The 19,673-nt window shown below is 71.7% G+C and carries 20 protein-coding genes; 11 read left to right on the top strand and 9 right to left on the bottom strand.

The annotated features are described in order from the left end of the window. Window positions 1-36: 36 nt before the first annotated feature. The 4 genes from ACVN90_RS14600 (at window position 37) to ACVN90_RS14585 (ending at window position 4,271) form a co-directional block, all read left to right on the top strand. Complete coding sequence (locus tag ACVN90_RS14600) at window positions 37-2,052, top strand: acyltransferase family protein (RefSeq protein WP_475098935.1); 2,016 nt, start codon at window positions 37-39, stop codon at window positions 2,050-2,052. A 52-nt stretch (window positions 2,053-2,104) separates the two neighbouring features. Then, entirely contained in the window at window positions 2,105-3,064 is a 960-nt protein-coding gene (locus ACVN90_RS14595; protein ID WP_475098934.1) for an NAD(P)-dependent alcohol dehydrogenase, read from the top strand. Between the two features lie 243 nt (window positions 3,065-3,307). Beyond that, window positions 3,308-3,652, top strand: a complete 345-nt coding sequence (locus ACVN90_RS14590) for a DUF2200 domain-containing protein (protein WP_475098933.1) — start codon at window positions 3,308-3,310, stop codon at window positions 3,650-3,652. Between the two features lie 67 nt (window positions 3,653-3,719). Then, complete coding sequence (locus ACVN90_RS14585; RefSeq protein ID WP_475098932.1) at window positions 3,720-4,271, top strand: NYN domain-containing protein; 552 nt, start codon at window positions 3,720-3,722, stop codon at window positions 4,269-4,271. Window positions 4,272-4,335: 64 nt separating this feature from the next. Here ACVN90_RS14585 and ACVN90_RS14580 read toward each other — a convergent pair whose 3' ends face one another. Continuing rightward, the gene (locus tag ACVN90_RS14580; RefSeq protein ID WP_475098931.1) at window positions 4,336-5,322 is read right to left on the bottom strand and encodes an aggregation-promoting factor C-terminal-like domain-containing protein; all 987 of its coding nucleotides are present in this window, start codon (window positions 5,320-5,322) and stop codon (window positions 4,336-4,338) included. 249 nt (window positions 5,323-5,571) lie between these two features. On the opposite strand from ACVN90_RS14580, the gene ACVN90_RS14575 reads away from it, so the two are divergent. Beyond that, entirely contained in the window at window positions 5,572-6,873 is a 1,302-nt protein-coding gene (locus ACVN90_RS14575; protein WP_475098930.1) for a M18 family aminopeptidase, read from the top strand. A 97-nt stretch (window positions 6,874-6,970) separates the two neighbouring features. On the opposite strand, the gene ACVN90_RS14570 is transcribed toward ACVN90_RS14575, so the two are convergent. Next, window positions 6,971-8,605: an FAD-dependent oxidoreductase gene (locus ACVN90_RS14570; RefSeq protein ID WP_475098929.1), complete on the bottom strand. Its 1,635-nt coding sequence runs from the start codon at window positions 8,603-8,605 to the stop codon at window positions 6,971-6,973. A 151-nt stretch (window positions 8,606-8,756) separates the two neighbouring features. On the opposite strand from ACVN90_RS14570, the gene ACVN90_RS14565 reads away from it, so the two are divergent. Further along, on the top strand, window positions 8,757-9,494 hold the full coding sequence (locus tag ACVN90_RS14565; protein ID WP_475098928.1) for an NUDIX hydrolase: 738 nt from the start codon (window positions 8,757-8,759) through the stop codon (window positions 9,492-9,494). Between the two features lie 11 nt (window positions 9,495-9,505). On the opposite strand, the gene ACVN90_RS14560 is transcribed toward ACVN90_RS14565, so the two are convergent. Next, entirely contained in the window at window positions 9,506-10,081 is a 576-nt protein-coding gene (locus ACVN90_RS14560) for a DUF2510 domain-containing protein (RefSeq protein ID WP_475098927.1), read from the bottom strand. Window positions 10,082-10,154: 73 nt separating this feature from the next. On the opposite strand from ACVN90_RS14560, the gene ACVN90_RS14555 reads away from it, so the two are divergent. Then, window positions 10,155-10,556, top strand: coding sequence for a PPOX class F420-dependent oxidoreductase (locus ACVN90_RS14555; RefSeq protein ID WP_475098926.1), 402 nt, complete (start codon window positions 10,155-10,157; stop codon window positions 10,554-10,556). Between the two features lie 68 nt (window positions 10,557-10,624). On the opposite strand, the gene ACVN90_RS14550 is transcribed toward ACVN90_RS14555, so the two are convergent. Beyond that, complete coding sequence (locus ACVN90_RS14550; RefSeq protein ID WP_475098925.1) at window positions 10,625-11,500, bottom strand: SDR family oxidoreductase; 876 nt, start codon at window positions 11,498-11,500, stop codon at window positions 10,625-10,627. Between the two features lie 111 nt (window positions 11,501-11,611). Here ACVN90_RS14550 and ACVN90_RS14545 point away from each other — a divergent pair, with 111 nt between their 5' ends. The 4 genes from ACVN90_RS14545 to ACVN90_RS14530 all read left to right on the top strand — a co-directional run bounded on the left by ACVN90_RS14545 (window position 11,612) and on the right by ACVN90_RS14530 (window position 13,967). Beyond that, window positions 11,612-11,974, top strand: coding sequence for a winged helix-turn-helix transcriptional regulator (locus ACVN90_RS14545; RefSeq protein ID WP_475098924.1), 363 nt, complete (start codon window positions 11,612-11,614; stop codon window positions 11,972-11,974). Between the two features lie 28 nt (window positions 11,975-12,002). Next, entirely contained in the window at window positions 12,003-12,161 is a 159-nt protein-coding gene (locus tag ACVN90_RS14540; protein ID WP_475098923.1) for a hypothetical protein, read from the top strand. An 88-nt stretch (window positions 12,162-12,249) separates the two neighbouring features. Continuing rightward, on the top strand, window positions 12,250-12,882 hold the full coding sequence (locus tag ACVN90_RS14535) for a dihydrofolate reductase family protein (RefSeq protein WP_475098922.1): 633 nt from the start codon (window positions 12,250-12,252) through the stop codon (window positions 12,880-12,882). After that, window positions 12,879-13,967, top strand: coding sequence for a DNA glycosylase AlkZ-like family protein (locus ACVN90_RS14530; RefSeq protein WP_475098921.1), 1,089 nt, complete (start codon window positions 12,879-12,881; stop codon window positions 13,965-13,967). Before ACVN90_RS14535 ends, ACVN90_RS14530 begins: the two co-directional genes overlap by 4 nt. Before the next feature lie 39 nt (window positions 13,968-14,006). On the opposite strand, the gene ACVN90_RS14525 is transcribed toward ACVN90_RS14530, so the two are convergent. From ACVN90_RS14525 to ACVN90_RS14505, 5 genes are all read right to left on the bottom strand, one after another. Next, entirely contained in the window at window positions 14,007-14,342 is a 336-nt protein-coding gene (locus ACVN90_RS14525; RefSeq protein ID WP_475098920.1) for a cupin domain-containing protein, read from the bottom strand. A 223-nt stretch (window positions 14,343-14,565) separates the two neighbouring features. After that, on the bottom strand, window positions 14,566-15,180 hold the full coding sequence (locus ACVN90_RS14520) for a TetR/AcrR family transcriptional regulator (RefSeq protein WP_475098919.1): 615 nt from the start codon (window positions 15,178-15,180) through the stop codon (window positions 14,566-14,568). 65 nt (window positions 15,181-15,245) lie between these two features. Next, window positions 15,246-15,602, bottom strand: a complete 357-nt coding sequence (locus ACVN90_RS14515) for an SPW repeat domain-containing protein (protein ID WP_116196055.1) — start codon at window positions 15,600-15,602, stop codon at window positions 15,246-15,248. 141 nt (window positions 15,603-15,743) lie between these two features. Next, window positions 15,744-16,775 (bottom strand): LLM class flavin-dependent oxidoreductase, encoded by a 1,032-nt coding sequence (locus ACVN90_RS14510; protein ID WP_475098918.1) that lies wholly within the window; start codon window positions 16,773-16,775, stop codon window positions 15,744-15,746. 88 nt (window positions 16,776-16,863) lie between these two features. Beyond that, window positions 16,864-19,632, bottom strand: a complete 2,769-nt coding sequence (locus tag ACVN90_RS14505) for an AAA family ATPase (RefSeq protein WP_475098917.1) — start codon at window positions 19,630-19,632, stop codon at window positions 16,864-16,866. Between the last annotated feature and the right edge of the window lie 41 nt (window positions 19,633-19,673).

The following is a 19,673-nucleotide window of genomic DNA, read 5'->3' as shown; positions in this document are numbered from 1 at the left end:
GTCGACAGTTCACCCGGCCGTCCTAGAGTCGCTCAGGTGGTGGACCGAGCGAGCGCCCAGCCCGACCACTCGGGTTTTCGTGCCGATATCCAAGGACTGCGTGCGATCGCAGTCGGTGCGGTCCTGCTCTACCACGCCGGCCTTCCGTTCCTGCCGGGCGGCTACGTCGGTGTCGACGTCTTCTTCGTCATCTCGGGCTTCCTCATCACGTCCCACCTGCTGGGGCAGCTCGAGAGGCATGGCCGGCTGAAGTTCGGGGAGTTCTACGCGCGGCGCGCGCGCCGCATCCTGCCGGCGTCATTCGTCGTGCTCGTCCTCTCCGTCGTCGCGGCGCTCATCTGGTATCCACCGCTGCTCATGAAGGACCTCTGGGCGGCGGCCGTCGCCACGGCGCTGTACGTGCCGAACTACTTCTTCGCGTCCGCGAACTCGAACTACCTGGCCGAGTCGTCGAATCCGTCGCTGTTCCAGCATTACTGGTCGCTGGGGGTCGAGGAGCAGTTCTACCTCCTGTGGCCGGCGCTCCTCGCGCTGGTGTGGGTGCTGGTCCGCTCGCGACGGGCGCTGGTCGCCGTGCTCATCGCGGTGGTCGCCGCCTCGTTCGCACTGTGCGTGTGGCTCACGTTCGCCGCGCAGCCGTGGGCGTTCTTCTCGCTGCCGTCGCGCGCATGGGAGCTCGGCGTGGGCGGGCTCGTGGCCGTGCTGCTGCAGCGGAGACCCGCGATCGTGGGGGAGCGATGGGCGGCGCCCCTCGGGTGGGCGGGGATCGCCGCGGTCGCAGCATCCGTCGTCTTCTTCTCGTCCGAGACGCTCTTTCCGGGCGCGGCGGCGGCGGTCCCCGTGCTCGGCACGGCCGCGGTGATCGCGGCGGGCGAAACGCGGCGCGGACCGACACGGATGCTGTCGGCCCGGGGCATGGTGTTCATCGGCACGATCTCGTACTCGCTGTATCTCGTGCACTGGCCGGCGATCGTGCTGCCCGGCACTGCGCTGCCGGGGGAGCTGCCCCTGTGGACGACCCTCGGCATCGCCGTCGCGTGCGTGCCCGTCGCATGGCTGCTGTACCGGTTCGTCGAGGATCCGGTGCGCAAGGCGCCGCTGCTCACGAAGCGGCGCGCGCGCGTCACGCTCACCGGAGCGCTCGCTGGATCGCTCGCGTGCCTCGGACTCGCGAGCGCGGCCTACGCGGTGGTCGACACGCGCTCGCTGCACGCGGAGCGCGCGGCGTCGAGCACCGTGATCGTCGACGCGCCGCGCGGCACCGACTTCGTGCCCGACAACCTGGCGCCCGCGCTGCGCGACGCGCGCGACAGCCTCCCCGAGGTCTACGAGGACGGCTGCATGCGCGGCAGCGCGGCCACCGACGCCGAGGGCTGCGTCTACGGGGATCCCGCGGCCCCTCGCATCGTCCTCCTGGGCGATTCGCACGCGGCGCAGTGGTTCCCTGCGCTCGAGGGCTTCGCCACGTCGGCCGGGTATTCGGTCGAGGTGCACACGAAGAGCTCCTGCCCGGCAGCCGACATCGACGCGCTGCGCCGGGGAGCACCCTTCCAGCAGTGCCCCGAATGGCGCGATGCCGTGATCGACCGCATCAACGACTCGCCGCCCGCCCTGGTGCTCCTGGCGACCTTCACCGACCCGGAGCTCGCCGCGGGCGTCGAGGACGACGAGAAGACGTGGGCGGCGGCGTTCGGCCGGACCCTCGACGCGATCGAGGTGCCCGTCGCGATGATGGCCGACACCCCCGACATGCGGGAGGACCCCGCGCCGTGCCTGTCGGCGCACCTCTCCGACGCCGAGGCGTGTGCTCAGCCCCGAACGGTCGCGCTCGAAGGGCCTGCCCGCGACGCCGAGGCGGCGGCCACAGCCGAGCGCGGCGTCCCGCTCGTCGACCTCAACGAGTACCTCTGCGGCGCCGACACGTGCCCGCCGATCCTCGGCAACACGCTCGTGTACCGCGACTCGCACCACCTCACCGCCGAGATCAGCGCCGACCTGGCCGACGTGCTCGGCCGGGCCCTGCTGCCCCTGCTGCCACCGGCCGCCGGGTGAGCGTGCCGGGAGGTCGTTGCGCGCGACGCCGCGCGCCCGGGACGATGGAGGCATGCGCGCGGTCGTGTACGAGCGGTACGGGTCGCCCGAGCGGCTGGAGATGCGCGACGTCCCGCGGCCCGTGCCCCGCGCCGGCGAGGTGCTCGTCGAGGTCGTCGCGACGTCGGTCAACCTCTCGGACTGGGAGGGGCTGCACGGCAGTCCCGCCTACGCCCGGCTGGGCGGGCTGTTCCGGCCGCGGCGCCGGATCCTCGGCTCCGACATCGCCGGCCGGGTCGCGGCCGTCGGCGAAGGCGTGACGCGGTTCGCGGCCGGCGACGAGGTGTTCGGTGACGTCATGCCCCGCTACGGCGGCTTCGCCGAGTTCGTCGCCGCGCCGGAGTCGGCGCTCGCCCCGAAGCCCGCGCAGCTGTCGTTCGCCGAGGCATCCGCTCTCCCGCAGGCGGCCGCGATCGCGACGCACGCCGTCGCGCTCGCGGACCCGGGAACACGGATGCTGCTCAACGGCGCCGGCGGAGGCTCCGGCAGCCTCACGGTCCAGCTCGCGGCGCAGAAGGGCGTGCACGTGACGGCGGTCGACAACGCCGGCAAGCTCGAATTCCTCCGCGGCCTGGGGGCCGACGACGTCATCGACTACCGGCTCGAGGACTTCACCCGTCGCGGTCCGTACGACCTCATCGTGGATCTGGTCGCCCGCCGTTCGGTGTTCGCCTACGCGCGTGCGCTCGCGAAGGGGGGCCGGTGCGTGATGGTGGGCGGCACAGGACGGGCACTGATACGGATGCTGACCGCCGGCGCACTGCTCGGAGCCCTCACCGGCAAGCGGCTCGGCGTGCTGTTCGTACGGCAGGGCCCCTCGGCGTTCGTGCCGGTCGCGGAGCGCTGCGCGGCAGGGGAGGTGCAGGTGCACATCGACCGTGTGTTCCCGCTCGACCAGGTGCCCGAGGCCCTCGCGTTGCACGGCGAGGGCCGTGCGCTCGGCAAGGTCGTCGTCGCCGTCGGCGCGGAGTGAATGCCGGTACCAGTTCGCCGCGCGACCTGTCAACAGGCAGACGGATCCGGTCGTCCCTGCCTAACCTGGGGGAGCAACATCAGCAGTTCAGCGCGGAGCGGTCGAGCTTCGGCGTTCGGGTCGCCGTACCGTCTCCTGCAACGCGCGATGGTCCCGGTGGGAGGGCAACCCACCGGGACCATCTTCGTCGTGGTGACGACGGATGCCGAGTCCGCAGCATCCGTCCGGTATTAACCTGTCGGCATGCACCGGATCTTTTCGATCAGCTTCGCCTCGGTCTACCCGCTCTACGTGACGAAGGTCGAGAAGAAGGGCCGCACGACCGAGGAGCTCGACGTGGTCATCGAGTGGCTCACGGGATTCGACGACGCCGAGCTGAGGCAGCATCTCGACGAGCACACGACCTTCGAGGACTTCTTCGCAGACGCCGACCTCAACCCGAACGCCTCGCTCATCACCGGCGTCATCTGCGGCATGCGGGTCGAGGAGATCGAGGACCCGCTCATGCAGAAGATCCGGTACCTCGACAAGCTCGTGGACGAGCTCGCCCGCGGCAAGTCGATGGAGAAGATCCTTCGCACCGCGTGAAGTCCGGCTCAGGCGCCGGGGAGTGCGACTGCTACCTTCGGAGCGGGCCTGACGGAGGGGAGCACACGTGGAACGCAGCAGCTGGGTGCTGGTCGACGGCGAGAACATCGACGCGACACTCGGAGGATCGATCCTGGGGCGCCGGCCTCAACCGGAGGAGCGACCGCGGTGGGACCGCCTTCTGGCGTTCGTGTCGGAACGGTGGGGCCGGCCGGCCAAGGGACTCTTCTTCCTCAACGCCAGCGCACACCTGCCCATGCCGTTCGTCCAGGCGCTCCTCGCTCTGGGCTACCAGCCGGTTCCGCTGTCGGGGCCGGCCGACGAGAAGATCGTCGACATCGCGATCCAGCGGACGCTGCGCGCCCTCGCGGATCGAGAAGACGACGTCGCGCTGGTCAGCCACGACCGCGACTTCGCCGGCGATCTCGCCCGGCTCGCCGGGAACGGGCGCAGGGTCGGCGTGGTCGCGTTCCACGAATTCCGCAGCGCCGACTTCTCGGGGATCCCCGGTGTCGAGTTCTTCGACCTCGAATACGACGTCGAGGCCTTCGACGCGCAGCTGCCCCGTGTGCGCGTCATCCCGATCGAGCAGTTCGACCCGGCCGAGTTCCTCCGCTGAAACGGCTCCAGCCGGCCGACCGCACGCGGTCGACCGGCCGGAGCCGATGAAAAGTCTGAGGTGCTCAGTACCAGCCGGTGGACTGCGAGTGGCCCCACGCGCCGCACGGGGTGCCGTAGCGACCCGAGATGTAACCGAGGCCCCAGGCGATCTGCGTCGCGGGGTTGGTCTGCCAGTCGGCGCCGGCGCTGCTCATCTTGCTGCCGGGCAGGGCCTGCGGGATGCCGTAGGCGCCGCTCGAGCGGTTGTAGGCCTGGTAGTTCCAGCCCGACTCCTTGTTCCACAGCGACACCAGGCAGCCGAACTGGTCGTCGCCCCAGCCGTAGCCGCCGATCATCGAGCGGGCGGTCGCCTGCGCATCGGCCGGGCTGGTGCCCCCCACGGCGCCGCCGGTGGCGTACACGGGCGCGCCTCCGCCGGACGAACGCGGCGTCGACGACTTCTTCGCCGCCGCAGCGGCGGCGGCCTCTTCGGCGGCCTTCGCCGCCGCAGCGGCCTCGGCCTCCTTGCGCGCCTTCTCCTCCGCCTCGCGCTGCGCCTTGAGCGCGATCGCGGCGTCGAGCTTGCCGCGCAGGCCCTGCGCCTGCTCGTTGACCGACGCGGTGAGGGTGGTCACGGCATCCGAGAACTCCGTCGTGTACTCCGCCGGGAGCGACTGGGCGCGCTGCAGCTGTGCGACGGCGTCCTCGAGCTCGGTGGTGTCGACGATCGTCTCAGGCGTGCCGACGTCGAGACCAGATGCCGCGATGTCGGACGACACGGTGGTCGCCGCGGTCATCGCGGCGTCCGCGTCGGCCACGGTCTTCGCGAAGGCGCTCGGGGCCGCGGCGGCCTCCGCCGTGGCGGACGCGGTGGAGTACGACGCGAGCGAGAAATTGGTCAGCGAACCGGATGCCTCGGCCTGGGATGCGGGGGTCGCCGTGCTGAACGCGGCGGTGGCCAGCACGCCGACGGCGAGCGTCGCGGCGACCAGCACCGGGCGACGGCGGAGGCGGCGTTCGGCGCGGCGGAGCGTGCGGCGGGCGGGCGAAGTCGACGTGTGGGAGCGCATGTAAGACCGGGTTCCGTATCAGCGAAATGCGCCGTCGGGCGGCGCGTCGTGACCGTTCGGGCGGGCACAAGTCCCCGAGTCTCCCGGTCGTTTCTGGACGGTTCCGGTGCGTTACCTGAACGTTACATGTGAGCGGAAAGCTCGAAAAGGCCAGATCAAGAGCTCGGATCCCACCGCTTGGGGCCTGCTGGGAAGGTCCTCCGAACTACGATCTAACCACCCACCGGCCGTTCTTCAGGAGGCTCACCCGTGCCCTCGCCCATCGCTCCCACCCGCCCCGCAGCCCTCGCTCACGCCGACGATCTCGCCGCGTTCGTGGCGGCGTCGCCGTCGAGCTTCCACGCGGCCGCCGAGGTTGCGAGTCGCCTCGAGAGTGCGGGGTTCGTCCGGCTCGACGAGGCGGCCGGATGGCCGGCCCCGGCCGGCGGGAAGTACGTGGTGGTGCGCGACGGTGCGGCGATCGCGTGGGTCGTGCCGTCGAACGCGACAGCGTCGACGGGCGTGCGCATCTTCGGCGCGCACAGCGACTCGCCGGGGTTCAAGCTCAAGCCGAAGCCGACCACCGGCAAGCTCGGATGGCTGCAGGCTGGGGTCGAGATCTACGGCGGCCCCCTCCTCAACTCGTGGCTCGACCGTGAACTGCGGCTGGCGGGTCGCCTCGTGCTCGATGACGGCACCAGCGTGCTGGCCGCGACCGCCCCGCTGCTGCGGCTGCCGCAGCTCGCGATCCACCTCGACCGCGAGGTCAACGACCACCTCGCCCTCGACAAGCAGTCGCAGACGCAGCCGGTGTGGGGCCTCGGCGAGGCGGAGTCCGCCGACATCCTCGGCGAGCTCGCGCGCGAGGCGGGCGTCGACGCGGCGCACATCCGCGGCTACGACATCATGACCGCCGACGCCGCGCCGGGCACGACTTTCGGGCGCGACGACGTGTTCTTCGCCTCCGGCCGCCTCGACGACCTCGCATCGGTGCACGCGGGCGTGGTCGCACTGGAGCGCGCGGCCGACGGCCACGATGCCGACCACATCGCGATGCTCGCCGTCTTCGACCACGAGGAAGTGGGCTCGGGCACTCGGTCGGGTGCGGCCGGTCCCTTCCTCTCCGACGTGCTCGAGCGGCTGTGGCTGTCGCTCGGCGCCGACCGCGAGCAGCAGCTGCGTGCGCTCGCGGCGTCATGGTGCGTCTCGAGCGACGTGGGCCACTCGGTGCACCCCAACTACGCCGACAAGCACGACCCCGTCGTGCAGCCGGTGCTCGGCTCGGGCCCGATCCTCAAGATCAACGCCAACCAGCGCTACGCCACGGACGCCGCGGGCGCCGCGGCCTGGAACGGCTGGTGCGCCGCGGCCGGCGTCACCAGCCAGGAGTTCGTCTCGAACAACTCCGTGCCGTGCGGCTCGACGATCGGCCCGATCACGGCGACCCGCCTCGGTATCCGCACCGTGGACGTCGGCATCCCGATCCTCTCCATGCACTCCGCGCGCGAGCTCGCCGGCGTGAGCGACCTGTGGGACCTCGCCCGGGTGGCGGAGACGTACTTCCGCGGCTGACGCGGCGCACAGAATCGGAGCCTTCCGCCGACACGCCGGGAACGGATGCTGGGGTGACCCGGCGCGTTGCGCGAGACCTCCGATTCTGTGCGCGAGGTCAGGTGCGCGGTGCGGTCGGCTCGAGTGCCAGGTACTGGTGCGTGAACGCGATGGCCGCGCCGCCCTCGCCGACGCCGGCGACCACGCGCTTCACCGAGCCGGACCGCACATCGCCGATCGCGAAGACACCGTGCACCGTCGTCTCGAGGGCGAACGGGCGCCGTGCCTCCGGCCACGACCCCGACTCCGCGGCATCCGTCCCGGTGAGCACGAACCCCCGCACGTCCCGGGCGATCTCGGATGGCAGCCAGGCGGTCTCGGCGTCGGCCCCGATCATGACGAAGAGCACGTCGGCCTCGCGCGTGCCGACGATCCCCGTGCGCCGATCGACGACGTCGACGGCCTGAAGACTGTCGCCGCCGTGCACGCCGACGACCTCGCTGCGGGTCTCGACGCGGATGGCCGGGATCGCCGCGATCTGATCGATGAGATAGCGCGACATGCTCGCCTCGAGCGATTCACCCCGCACGAGCATCGTGACGGACCGTGCGTGCCGGCTGAAGAACAGCGCCGCCTGCCCGGCCGAGTTCCCGGCGCCGATGATGCAGACGTCCGCACCCTGCGCGACCGCCGAGTCGCTGCGCGCCGCGCCGTAGTAGACGCCGCTGCCACGGAGCCGGTCGACGCCGTCGACGGGGAGCGTGCGCCACACCACCCCGGTGGCGAGGATGACGACCTCGGCGCGCACGATGTCGCCGCCGTCGAGCGTCAGCTCGTGCGTCGCCGGGTCGAACGCCTCGACCGTGCGTGTCACCACGATCTCGGCGCCCAGCCGTTTGGCCTGCGTGAATGCCCGCCGCGCGAGGTCGTCGCCGGAGATGCCGAACGGGAAGCCGGTGTAGTTCTCGATCCGCGTCGAGGTGCCCGCCTGGCCGCCCGGCGCGAAGCTCTCCACGACCAGCGTCCGCAGCCCCTCCGCTGCGGCGTTGACGGCGGCGGTGAGCCCGGCCGGCCCCGCGCCGAGGATCACCACGTCGTAGTGGTCCGCGGCGGGCGTCACCTCGAGCCCGACAGCCTCGGCGATCTGCCGCATCGTCGGGTTCTCGAACCGCGCACCGCCCGCGAGCTCGAGCATCGGATACTGCGCCGCGTCAGCCGGGGCGTCCACGTCCACGCGCTCGAAGTCGACCTGGTTGCGGGTGAGGAACCCGATCACGCGGTGCGCGCGGGCGCTGCGCCGCGGGTGGATGAGGCGCACCTCGTACTCGTGCTGCTCGGCGGCCATGGTCTGCAGGGAGTCCAGGTATCGCCGCGCGAGCCCTGCGACCCGGTCGGGCACCGACGGCGCGGCGGCGGCGAGGGAGTAATAGACGGCGGGCTCGAGCTTGAGCACGCGGGTCGGCTCGCCCGCACGGCCGCTGGCAGGGAACGGCGTGCTGAGCGTCATCGGCACCTCGCCGAAGAACTGGCCGGGGCGGCGCGTGCCGATGACGCGCTCCTCGCCGTTCACGACCTTCGTGATCTCGGCCAGCCCCTCCACGACGACGAACAGCGCCCGATCGTCGCCCTCGTGCGCGAAGTACTCGCCGGTGACCAGGCGGATGTCTTCGACGGCGCCCGCCAGGTACACCAGCGCCTCCTCGGGCACCGCGGCGAAGACGTGCAGGGCGCGAAGGCCATCGACGGTGATCATGCGGCTCCCCAGCAGCGCAGGCACACGGGGCGCGGAACGCCCGGCGGCGCGGTGCGCCACGGGCTGAACGTAGCGGCACGGCCGAGCGGCGGTCAACCGCCGTTCTGCGCCGCCGCGACCGCGTGTCGCCGATGCGGCGTAGCCTGAACGGATGCCGCAGCCCTCGACTCCGCCGACGGGTGAGGCGCGTCGCCGCGAGGCGCTGGGGGCGCGCGCCCAGCTCGCGGCGCTGGCCGACGCCTCCACCGCCGGAACGGGTCCGCTGCTGGATCTGCCGTCTCCGGCAGATCCGCGTCCGGCCGCGGTGCTCATGCTGTTCGGCGTGCTCGACACGCTTCCGGCTGACCACGACGCGCAGGCCCGGGCGGTGTCGCGCGACCTCGACGTGCTGCTCCTCGCCCGCGCCACGACGCTGCGCGCGCATCCGGGCCAGGTGGCGTTCCCGGGCGGCCGGATCGATCCGGGCGACGACGGTCCTGTGGCCGCGGCGCTGCGCGAGGCGCGCGAAGAGACCGGGCTCGATCCTGCCGGGGTCGAGGTGCTGGGTGAGCTCGTGCACATCCCGCTCGCCTTCTCGCAGCACGTGGTGACTCCCGTGCTGGCGTGGTGGCAGCATCCATCTCCCGTCCGCGTGGTCGACGAGGCGGAGTCGGCCGATGTGTTCCGGGCTCCCGTCGCCGACCTGCTGAACCCGGCGAATCGCGGGGTCACGGTGATCCGCCGCGGCGGGCAGGAGTGGCGCGGGCCCGGATTCCTCGTGCGGCATGCGAACGGCGAGCACCTGGTGTGGGGTTTCACCGGCATGGTGCTCGATGCGCTCTTCGACCGGCTGGGCTGGACCGAGCCGTGGGACGAGGAGCATGAGCTCCCGCTCGCGCTGCCCGACTGACGAAGCAGGCGTCAGCGGTAGCGGTAGTGGTCCGCGCTGCTGTTGACCCAAGTGATGAAGCGGTGTGCCTCGGCGTCGCGCGGCGCAGCGAACGGGACGACCCACACCTGCGACCCCGCGATGACGAGGTGGGGTGCGGCGCGGTTGATCGCCCGATTGAGGTTGCGCGGAGTGATGGCGCCGGCCTGCCCGAACATCCGACGCTCGGAAGCCGCTTTCGTGAACTCCGGCCGACGCAGCAGCGCATCGCCCGAGTCCGCGGATGCCGCGACCTCGCTCACCGGCTGGCTCAGGTCGCCGAAGTGGATCCAACGGCCGTCGATCACGACCCCGGCGAAGTCCTGCTCCTGGCCGCTGTATCGCACCTCGCTCGTCCAGCGTCGCCCGTCCCACCAGCGCGTGCGGCCGCGCTGGTCGTCGTACCAGCCGGCCTGTGCCGGACCGGAGGCGGCGGGGCCGGCATCCGTCCGCAGCGCGGTATCGCGCTCGCGCAGGTCGATGTACTGGTCGGTCCAGTGCGTGCCGTCCCACCAGCGCTGTTTGCCGGAGCCGTCGTCGTACCACCCGGGTGCGGGCTGCGTCGCCATGATCCGAGGGTAGTTCGTGACGCAGGTTTCGGGGATCGACCCTCACCCGCCTGCGCCACGGCAGACTGGAGCCATGCCTCACGTCGACGACATCGTCCCCGCTGACCGCCGCCACCTGCTCGATCTCCCGGTGTACGCGCACCTCGGGACCATCCGGCCGAACGACACCGTGCAGGTCAACCCGATGTGGTTCGAGTTCGACGGCGAGCACGTCCGGTTCACCCACACGAACTACCGGCAGAAGTACCGCAACCTGCAGCACAACCCGTCGATGTCGCTGTCGATCCTCGACCCCGATTCGCCGTTCCGCTACCTCGAGGTCGCAGGCAAGCTCGTCGACGTCGTCCCGGATCCCGAGGGTGACTTCTACGTGCAGCTGCAGAACCGCTACGGCAACCCGAGTTCCACGCCGCCGCGCGACAAGGAGGACCGCGTGATCCTCGTCATGTCGATCGACCGCGCGACCCGGCAGTAGGGCTCAGAGGCGAGAGCGGGACGGATGCTGCGGCTCGCAGCATCCGTCCCCATCCGTCGTTCGTGCGGTCAGGCGTTGACGCGTGACGCTTCGACGGCCGCACGCACGCCATCGATGACGGGCGTGGTCGGGCGTCCGAGCAGGCGCGCGAGCGTCGGGTCGGCGTCGGCCAGCACGCCGCGGGCGATGCCTGCCTCCATCTCGGCGACGAAGCCGACGGTGCCGGCGTCGAAACCCGCCCCGGTGAGCGCGCCCTCGAGCTGCTTGCGCGAGACCGGCACGTAGGCGACGTCGCGGCCGAGCACCTCGGCCGCGGCCGCGGCGAGACCGGCGTAGGAGATGGCGGTGTCGCCCGAGAGCTCGTAGGTGCGGCCCAGGTGGCCGTCCTCGGTGAGCACGACGGCCGCGGCCTCGGCGTAGTCGGCGCGGCTCGCGGCGGCGACGGTCGCATCGCCCACGGATGCGGCGATCACGCCGGTCTCAGCGGCACGCAGCACGTCGGGCGTGTAGTTCTCGGTGTACCAGTTGTTGCGCAGCACGACGGCGGGCACGCCGCTCGCCGCGAGGTACTCCTCGGTCGCCTTGTGCTCGGGTGCGAGCACGAAGTCGACGGTGTCGGCGTGCGCGAGGCTCGTGTAGACCACCTTCGCGATACCGGCCGCCTTCGCCGCCTCGATGACGTTCACGTGGCCCTCGTACCGCTTGCCGGGCTCCGAGCCTGAGATGAGCAGCACGGCGTCGACGCCCTCGAGCGCGGCGGCGACGGACGCGGGCGCGTTGTAGTCGAGCGGGACGACGCGGATGCCGCGGTCCGCCAGATCTGCGACCTTCGAGGTCGTGCGCGCACCTGCGACGATGTCGCCCGGTGCGACGCCGCGATCGAGGAGGGCGTCGATGACGAGGTGGCCGAGCTGTCCGCCGGCGGCGGTCACGAGGATGGTCATGTTGGTCCTTTCGGTGGGGACGCGCTCGGGGCGCGCTCACCGGACGCCAACGCGCTCTTCGCGCGGCTACATTCCAACCGGAGGGTACCCACTTTGAGGTAAGGTACCCACATGGTGGTGAGTTTTGCGGAAATCCGGGCAGAGGTTCCCGGCGTCTTCGACGAGGCCTGCCCGACGCGGGTGGTTCTCGACCACGTCATGAGCAAGTGGGGCGTGCTGGTGCTCATCGCGCTCACCGACGGCACGAGCCGGTGGGGCGAACTGCGCCGCACTGTCGAGGGCATCAGCGAGAAGATGCTCGCGTCGACGCTCCGCACCCTCGAGAAGGACGGCTTCGTCGCCCGCACCGCGTACCCCGAGGTGCCCCCGCGGGTCGAGTACTCCCTGACGCCGCTCGGCGACGAGCTGATGGAGCGCATGATGCCGCTGATGGCGTGGATCGGCGTCCACGCGGGCGACATCGTCGAACGCTGAGACGCGGTCGGTGCGACCGCCTGCCAGGATGACGGCATGGCGACCGTGGTCGGACGCCGTTCGGCGGCTGCTGGCGGACGAGGGCATGCGCGCCGCGGCTGAGCGCGTGCGCGTCGCGTACGCGGACGAGGACGGGGCCGCAGCATCCGCCCGCGTCATCGAGGCGAGCATCGCGGCGCGAGGCTGACCGACGCGTCGCGCGGGGAAGGGGGTGTCAGCCGGTCGGCGCCTCGGGCTAGCGTGGGGCGCGACCGCACGTTCCCCGGGAGGTTCGCATGTCCGTCGTCGCCACGATGTCACTCTCGCTCGACGGGATCGGCGCGGGAGTCCACCAGACCGAGGAGCGCCCGTTCGGGGAGGTGCCCGAGAACGCGCTCCACCGCTGGATGTTCGAGGCGCCCGACGACAACCGCGCCGAGATCGACGCGATCGTCGACGCCGGTGCGTTCATCATGGGACGCCACATGTTCGGTCCGGTCCGCGGCGAGTGGGACCGCGACTGGCGCGGGTGGTGGGGGCCGAACCCGCCGTACCACCGCCCGGTGTTCGTGCTGACCCACTACCCGAGGGAGTCGATCGAGATGGAGGGCGGCACGACGTTCCACTTCGTGACCGACGGCATCCACGCGGCCCTGGATCGCGCGCGCGACGCGGCGGGCGACCGCAACGTCCACGTCGCCGGTGGGGTGTCGACCACGAACGCCTATCTCGCCGCCGAGCTCGTCGACGAGCTGATGCTGCAGATCTCGCCCAGCATCGTCGGCACGGGGCTGCGCCTGTTCGACGGGATCGGTCCGGTCCGGCTCGAGCAGATCTCGGGCAGGGCGACGTCGCTCGTCACGCATGTGCGATACCGCGTGCTCCCATCGGAATCCGCCGGGTCCACGGGATCCGCGGACCCGGCGTGACGGCGCATCGGCTCACGCGCGACGAGGCGCGGCGCATCGTGGTGCGCGCGCAACTCCTCGACGCGCAGCGGCCGGGCGACGTCGTCGAGGTCGCCGAGCAGCTCGGCTACATCAAGATCGACCCGACAGCCACGATCGCGCCGTGCGAGCACACCGTGCTGTGGTCGCGGATCGGCTGGTCCTACGAGCCCGGCCAGTTGCGCAAGGTCGTCGAGGACGACCGGCTGCTCTTCGAGTTCGACGGCACGTTCCGGCCGATGAGCCTGCTCCCGTTGATGCTGCCGGCCATGCGGCGGTGGCCGAATCGCGAGAGCACGCGGCAGTGGCTCGAGGCGAATGCCGGCTTCCGCACCGACGTGCTCGCCCGGCTGCGCGCCGAGGGGCCGCTCCTCGCGAGCGACATCCCCGACACGGCGCAGGTGAGCCGCGCCCCCGACGGCTGGTCGGGGTCGAACCAGGTGCCCCACATGCTGGACTTCCTGCTGCGCCAGGGCGAGGTCGCGGTCACCCGCCGCGAGGGCCGGCATCGCGTGTGGGATCTCGCCGAGCGCGTGTACCCACAGGACCTGCCCGAGTACGCGGACGACGAGGCGGCTGCCCTGCTCGCCGCACGTCGGCTGCAATCCGCCGGCATCGTGAAGCCGCACTGGTACTGGAGCGGTGTCGCGAAAGACACCGGCGAAGCCGCGGTCGTCGAGGGGAGCACCACGAAGTACCGCGTCGATCCCGAGGCGCTCGCCGCCCTCGACGAGGAGGACACCGGCGGTCGCGTCGCCTTCCTCAACCCGTACGACAGCCTGCTCTTCGACCGAAAGCGCCTCGAGGAGCTGTTCGAGTTCACCTACGTGCTGGAGCAGTTCAAGCCGAAGGCCCAGCGGCGGTACGGCTTCTTCGCGCACCCGATCCTGATGGGCGACAGTTTTGTCGGGATGCTCGACGCCGAGGTCGACCGCGACCGCGAGGTGCTCAGGGTCAACGCACTGCACGAGTTCCTGCCGTTCGAGCCGGAGGAGTCCGAGATGGTGCGCGCCGAGATCGCCGAACTCGCCGAGTGGCTGGGTGTCTCGGTCACGGGACTGCCCTGAGCGGTCCGGAGCCGCGCAACGTGCGCGATCGCGGCCGGGTCAGGGCACGCGGTTCGAGACCGTCAGCAGCACGACCGAGTCCTCGAGCGCCGCGAGGCTGTGGCGCTGCGGCGGGACCGTGAGGTGATCTCCGGATGCCCCATCCCACGCCTCGTCGCCGGCGATGAGTCGCACGCGCCCACGCAGCACCTGCAGCGTCGCCTCGTGCGGGCTCTCATGTTCGGCGAGCTCGTGCCCGGCGCGCAGCGCGATGACCGTCTCGCGCAGGGCGTGCTCATGCCCGCCGCGGATGGTGCGCGCAGCGCGGCCGCTCGACGCATCACGCGCCTTCGCCGTCAGGTCATCGATCAGGTCGGCCAGATCCGTGCTGTCCATCCGCGTCGCCTCCATCGCCTTGACAGGCCGGAGTCTACCCGCGCAGGTCGACGGGGAGACAGGCCGACCGCAGGGAGAACCACTCGTCGCCGGTCATCCGCCGGGCCTCGTCCTCGGCTTCCGCGCGGTCGAACACGAGGGCGCGCACGTCGGCCTGCTGCTGCCAGCGGGCCGACGTCGGCCCGTCGAGTGCGATCCACGGCAGGCCGGCGTTCAGGTCCGGTCAGGCAGCCGGTTCGCGCAGGCCGGCCGAGATCAGGTCCGCGAGGGCGGGCAGGTCGGCCGGCTCAGCGGCATCCGCCAGCACGTCTTCGGTGCCCGCGGGCGCGGGCTCGTCGCCACCGACGTGGTCGAGGAGCGCCGGCGTGGTGATGATCGCGACCCAGGCCGCGGCCGCGATGCGCACCCGGCGCGCCGCGATCGGGTGGAGGATGCTCGCACCGAGCACGCGTTCGACCGTCGCCTGCAGTTGTGCGCGGTAGTCGTGCAGCTTCTCGCGCACCTCCGGGTGCGTGCGCTGCTCGCGCCACACGATGACACGCCGCACCGCCGACTCCGCCTGCAGCGCCCGCAGCCGGCCGGTCACGTTCAGCAGCGTCTGCGCAGGATCGCCGCGTGCGATCAGCCCGGATGTGTCGATGGGATCGAGGTCCAGGCGCTCACCCACCAGGGCGCGCAGCAGGTCGGTCTTGGTGGGGAAGTAGTAGAAGAGCAGGCCTTTCGGCACCCCGGCGAGGTCGGCGATCGCCATCGTCGGCGTCGCGTCGAAGCCGCGCTCCGCGAAGAGGCGTTCGGCGGCATCGAGGATGAGCGTGCGGCTCTCGCGATTGCGGGTCATGTCGGGTCCTGGAGAAAGCGGCGGGGGCGTCGGTCTGATCCGGCGCCCCCGTCTCGGCTCGCACTTCAGTGCGGGAGGGTCTGATCGTGCATGTGCATGGCAGGTCTCACGGCGAGCGCAGCGACGATCACCGCGACCGCTCCGCCGATCCAGCTGACCCAGGCGGCACCAGACTGCATGTCTGCGTAGCCGCCGAGCCATGGGGCGACGAACAGCAGCGCGCCCAGCGCCAGCTGGACGTACTCCATCGCCACCATCCCCGGCATCGCGAGGTTCGCGACGCCCGCGGCGATCAGCAGGACACCGACGATCACCATCCAGGTCATCGAGGCGCCCATCTGCGGCAAGGCGAACGCGCACACCGCGGCGACGAGGCCGACACCGACAGCGACCCAGTCCTCCCAGCGAGTCCACTTCTTCATTCGGATCTCCTCCTTCCGAGATCTGATGGCTCCCGATCGGGGGTCGATTCGAACGGTACGCCTGACTGACCGACCGGTCAAGAACCTGGTCGCGCGACCGCGGAGGCCCGCCGGCAACCCTCCCGAAGCGAGGGACGAGGCTCAGTCGCGCGTGGACTGCCAGCCGAGCTCCGGCGCGACGTGCTTCGCGAACGACTCGACCACCCGCAGGTTGAACTCGACGCCGAGCTGGCTCGGGATCGTGAGCATCAGCGTGTCGGCCGACGCGATCGCCGCGTCCTCCTTGAGCTGCTCGACGAGTTCGTCGGGCTCCGCCGCGTAGGTCTTCCCGAACGTCGAGCGGATGCCGTCGATCACGCCGATCTGGTCACCGTCCTGGCGTCCGCCGAAGTACATCCGCTCCTCGGCGGTCGTGATCGGGAAGATCGAGCGACTCACCGACACCCGCGGCTCGCCGGGGTGCCCCGCCTCGCGCCACGCGGCACGGAACGCGTCGATCTGCTGAGCCTGCAGCAGATCGAAGGGCGTCCCGTCCGCCTCGGTCAGCAGGGTCGACGACATCAGGTTCACGCCCATGCGTCCTGCCCATTCGGCGGAGTCGCGGTTGCCGGCGCCCCACCACACCCGCGAGCGCAGGCCGGGGGAGTGCGGCTCGATGCGCTGCAGGCCGGTGGCGCCGGTGCCGAACGGGGACGAGGCATCCCGTTCTGCCAGTCCCTCACCGTCGATAGCCCGCAGGAAGAGGTCGAAGTGCTCACGCGCGATGTCGGCGCCGCGAGGGTCATCCGAGCCGGTGTAGCCGAACGCCTCGAAGCCGCGCACGACGGTCTCGGGTGAGCCGCGGCTGACACCGAGCGCAAGCCTGCCGCCCGAGATCAGATCGACGGATGCTGCTTCCTCGGCGAGGTAGAGAGGGTTCTCGTAGCGCATGTCGATGACGCCGGTGCCGACCTCGATGTTCTCGGTGCGCGCGGCGATCGCGGCGAGCAGCGGCATCGGGGAGGACTGCTGGCGCGCGAAGTGGTGTACGCGGAAGTACGCGCCGTTGACGCCGAGTTCGTCCATGCCCTGGGCGAGGTCGATCGCCTGCAGCATCGAGTCGGCCGCGCTGAGCTGCCGCCCGCCGCCGAGCGGTCCGTAGTGTCCGAAAGAGAGGGTGCCGAATCGCTGCATGTCGTCTGCAACCGTACGCGCGCGGCATCCATTCCGGTGAATATACTCGCAGCGGATGTCGATGCCGGCCGGCGTCTGAGCGCACACCTCAGTCGCGCGGCATGGACGCCCCGGCGAGCGCGTCGGCGAGTTCCGCGCGCGAGCCTATGCCGAGCTTCGTGTAGACCTTTCGCAGGTGGTACTCGACGGTCTTCGGGCTGAGGAACAGGGCGGCGGCGGCCTCGCGCGTCGTGCGGCCGTCCGCGAGCAGCACGCTCACCTGCAGCTCCTGCGGGGTCAGGTCGTCGACCGCGCGCCCCGACGGCGCCCGCACGCGCTCCCCGGTTGCCGACAGCTCCGTCGCGGTGTGCTCCTGCCACAGGGATGCGCCGAGTTCGGAGAAGTCGTCGAGCGCCCGGCGAAGCTGCGCGCGCGCGTCGACGCGCCGTCCGGCCCGGCGCAGTCGCTCCCCGTACGCGAGGCGCGTGCGCGCCTGCTCGAAGCGGTCGAGCGTCTGCTCGTGCCAGGTGAGTGCTGAATCGAACCAGCCGTCCCAGTCGTCGCCGGGTGAGGCGATGCCCATGGCGCGATCGCCTCGCGCGAGCGCCCAGGGCTGGCCCTTCGCAGCCGCGCGCGAACGGGAGGAGTTCGCGACCGTGATCGCCTCCTCACGGCGTCCCACGCGGACGAGCGCGTCCGCGTACTCGGGTCCGGGTGAGAGGTCGACGTCGTCGAGGCCGAGTCGCGCCAGCAGCTTCGTGAGGTCCGCGAAGAGCTGTGTGGCGGCGTCGGGGTGCCCGAGCGAGAGTTCGAGATCGCCCAGGGCATGACCCACCCACGCCTCGCCGACGTGGATGTCCCGCGCGGCGCACTGCGAGCGGGCCTCCTCGCCGTGCGCGCGGCACTCGCCCGCTCTGCCGGCCCGCGAATCCAGCCGCGCGAGTCCTGCGAGCGACATCGCCAGCTCCGTCCTCTGCCCGGTATCGGCGGCCAGCCGGATCGCCTCGGCGAAGTTGGCCTCAGCGCGCACCCACGACGCCGTCGTCGTCGCCTGATCGACGGCGACGTGGAAGAGGAGCGCCGGCAGCGCGCCGATCCCCGTCGCCCCCCGAACCTCCTCGACGAGTTCGCGCAGCCGCGCGCCGCTCGTGGCATCCCGCAGGTACAGCGGAGCCAACATCAGCCACGACAGGCGCCGGGGGTCCCGGCTGAGGTCCGGATCCGTCTCGAGGAAGGGGACAGCCGCACGGATCTCCTCGGCGCCGCCGTGCCCGGACAGCGTCCTGGCCATGCCGCAGGCCATCAGCCCGAGGGCGTGCGCGCGCGTCGTCACCACCTCGGGGCGCAGTCCGGTGATCCGGTCCGCGAGGCGCGAGGCGGTGCGGGCATCACCCAGGTAATAGGTCGCATGCACGGCGTCCGCGAGTGCGACGGTCGCGGCATCCGCCGAGGACGCGCGATCCGCGGCGCGCAGGAGAAGCTCCAGAGCCTCGCGCAGCGAGCCGGTGCGAGCAGCGACCGAGGAGCGCAGCTCGATCTCCCTGACGTCGTCGTCTGCCCTCTCTCCGGCGCGGCCTGCCCCCGCCTCCCGTGTGCGCCGGTCGAGCAGCGCGAGCGTGCGCTCGCCGTCGCCCGCCGCCCACGCGGCGTCGGCCGCCTGCAGCAGCCGTGATGCCCGGACGCCCGGGTCGGGGGTCAGGCGTGCGGAGCGCTCGAACGCACCCGAGGCCACCGAGTAGGCGGCACGTGACCCGGCGTGATCGCCCGCTGCGGCGAGAAGTCCGGCGACAGCGGCATCGGGGTGCGAGGTCGCTTCCGCCAGGTGCCATGCCCTGCGGTCGACATCGCCGGGCGACGCCGCGCCGGCTGCGGCGGCGTGAGCCGCACGGCGGGCGGCGGCCGACGCGCCCGAGTACACCGCCGCGCGCAGCAGCGGGTGGCGGAACGCGACATGCCCGTGGCGAACAGTGACCAGCCCCAGATCCTCGGCTTCGTCCAGGCCTGCGACATCGACCCCGTACGCGGCGCAGGCCGCGGTGACGAACCGGAGGTCGGCCCCGCAGACCGCTGCCACGAGCAGGGCGTCGCGGCAGTCGTCATCCAATCCGGAGAGACGCTTTCCGAACGCGTCGATCACGGCACGGGGGACGCGGAGGGGCAGCCCCGTCTCGATGCTCTCGACGACGTCGAGGTCTGCGCCGCGCAACTCGAGCATCGCAAGCGGATTGCCGTCGGTGGCCTGGTGCAGCACCCGCACGCGCTCGTCTGGGATCGGCTCCCCCGACGCGTGACCCAGGATCGTCCGTGCCGCGTCGAGGTCCACGCCGCTGAGCGCGAGCGAGGGCAGAGCCGCCACGAGATCATCGCCGTCCGGGCTGCGGACGCCGAACAGCGCGATCACGGGGTCGGCCGCGAGCCGACGCGCCGCGAAGACGAGCGCCTGCGACGAGGGCGCGTCGACCAGGTGCAGATCGTCCACCACGACGGCGACCGGCTCGTCCTCGGCGAATCGGCAGATGATGCTCAGGACGGCCGCGCCGATGGTGAACCTGTCGCTCCCGACCGCCGGCCGCGAGGCGCCAGGCAACGACAGTGCGGCCGCGATGGCGGCCGCTTGCGCCGGTGGGATGTCCTCGAGCGAACCGAGCGCCGGGCGGACCAGCTGCAGCAAGGCGGCGAACGGGATCTCGCGCTCGGACTCCAGTCCGGTCGCACGCAGCACCCGCATGCCGTCCAGGCGTGCGACCGCGTCGTCCAGGAGAGCGGTCTTGCCGACGCCCGCCTCGCCGCGCACGGCGAGCACGCCGCTCGTCCCCAGACGCGCAGCCGCCCCGAGCCTGTCGATCTCCTGCTGCTCGGCCTGCCGACCTGCCAGCATGGCCCGAGTCTACGACCGGCCCGGAGACTAGGGGGGTCCCC

Source organism: Microbacterium sp. F01 (assembly GCF_056156365.1).
The sequence above is the reverse complement of the archived record's forward strand: the minus strand, read 5'-3'. Positions and strand labels throughout refer to the sequence as shown.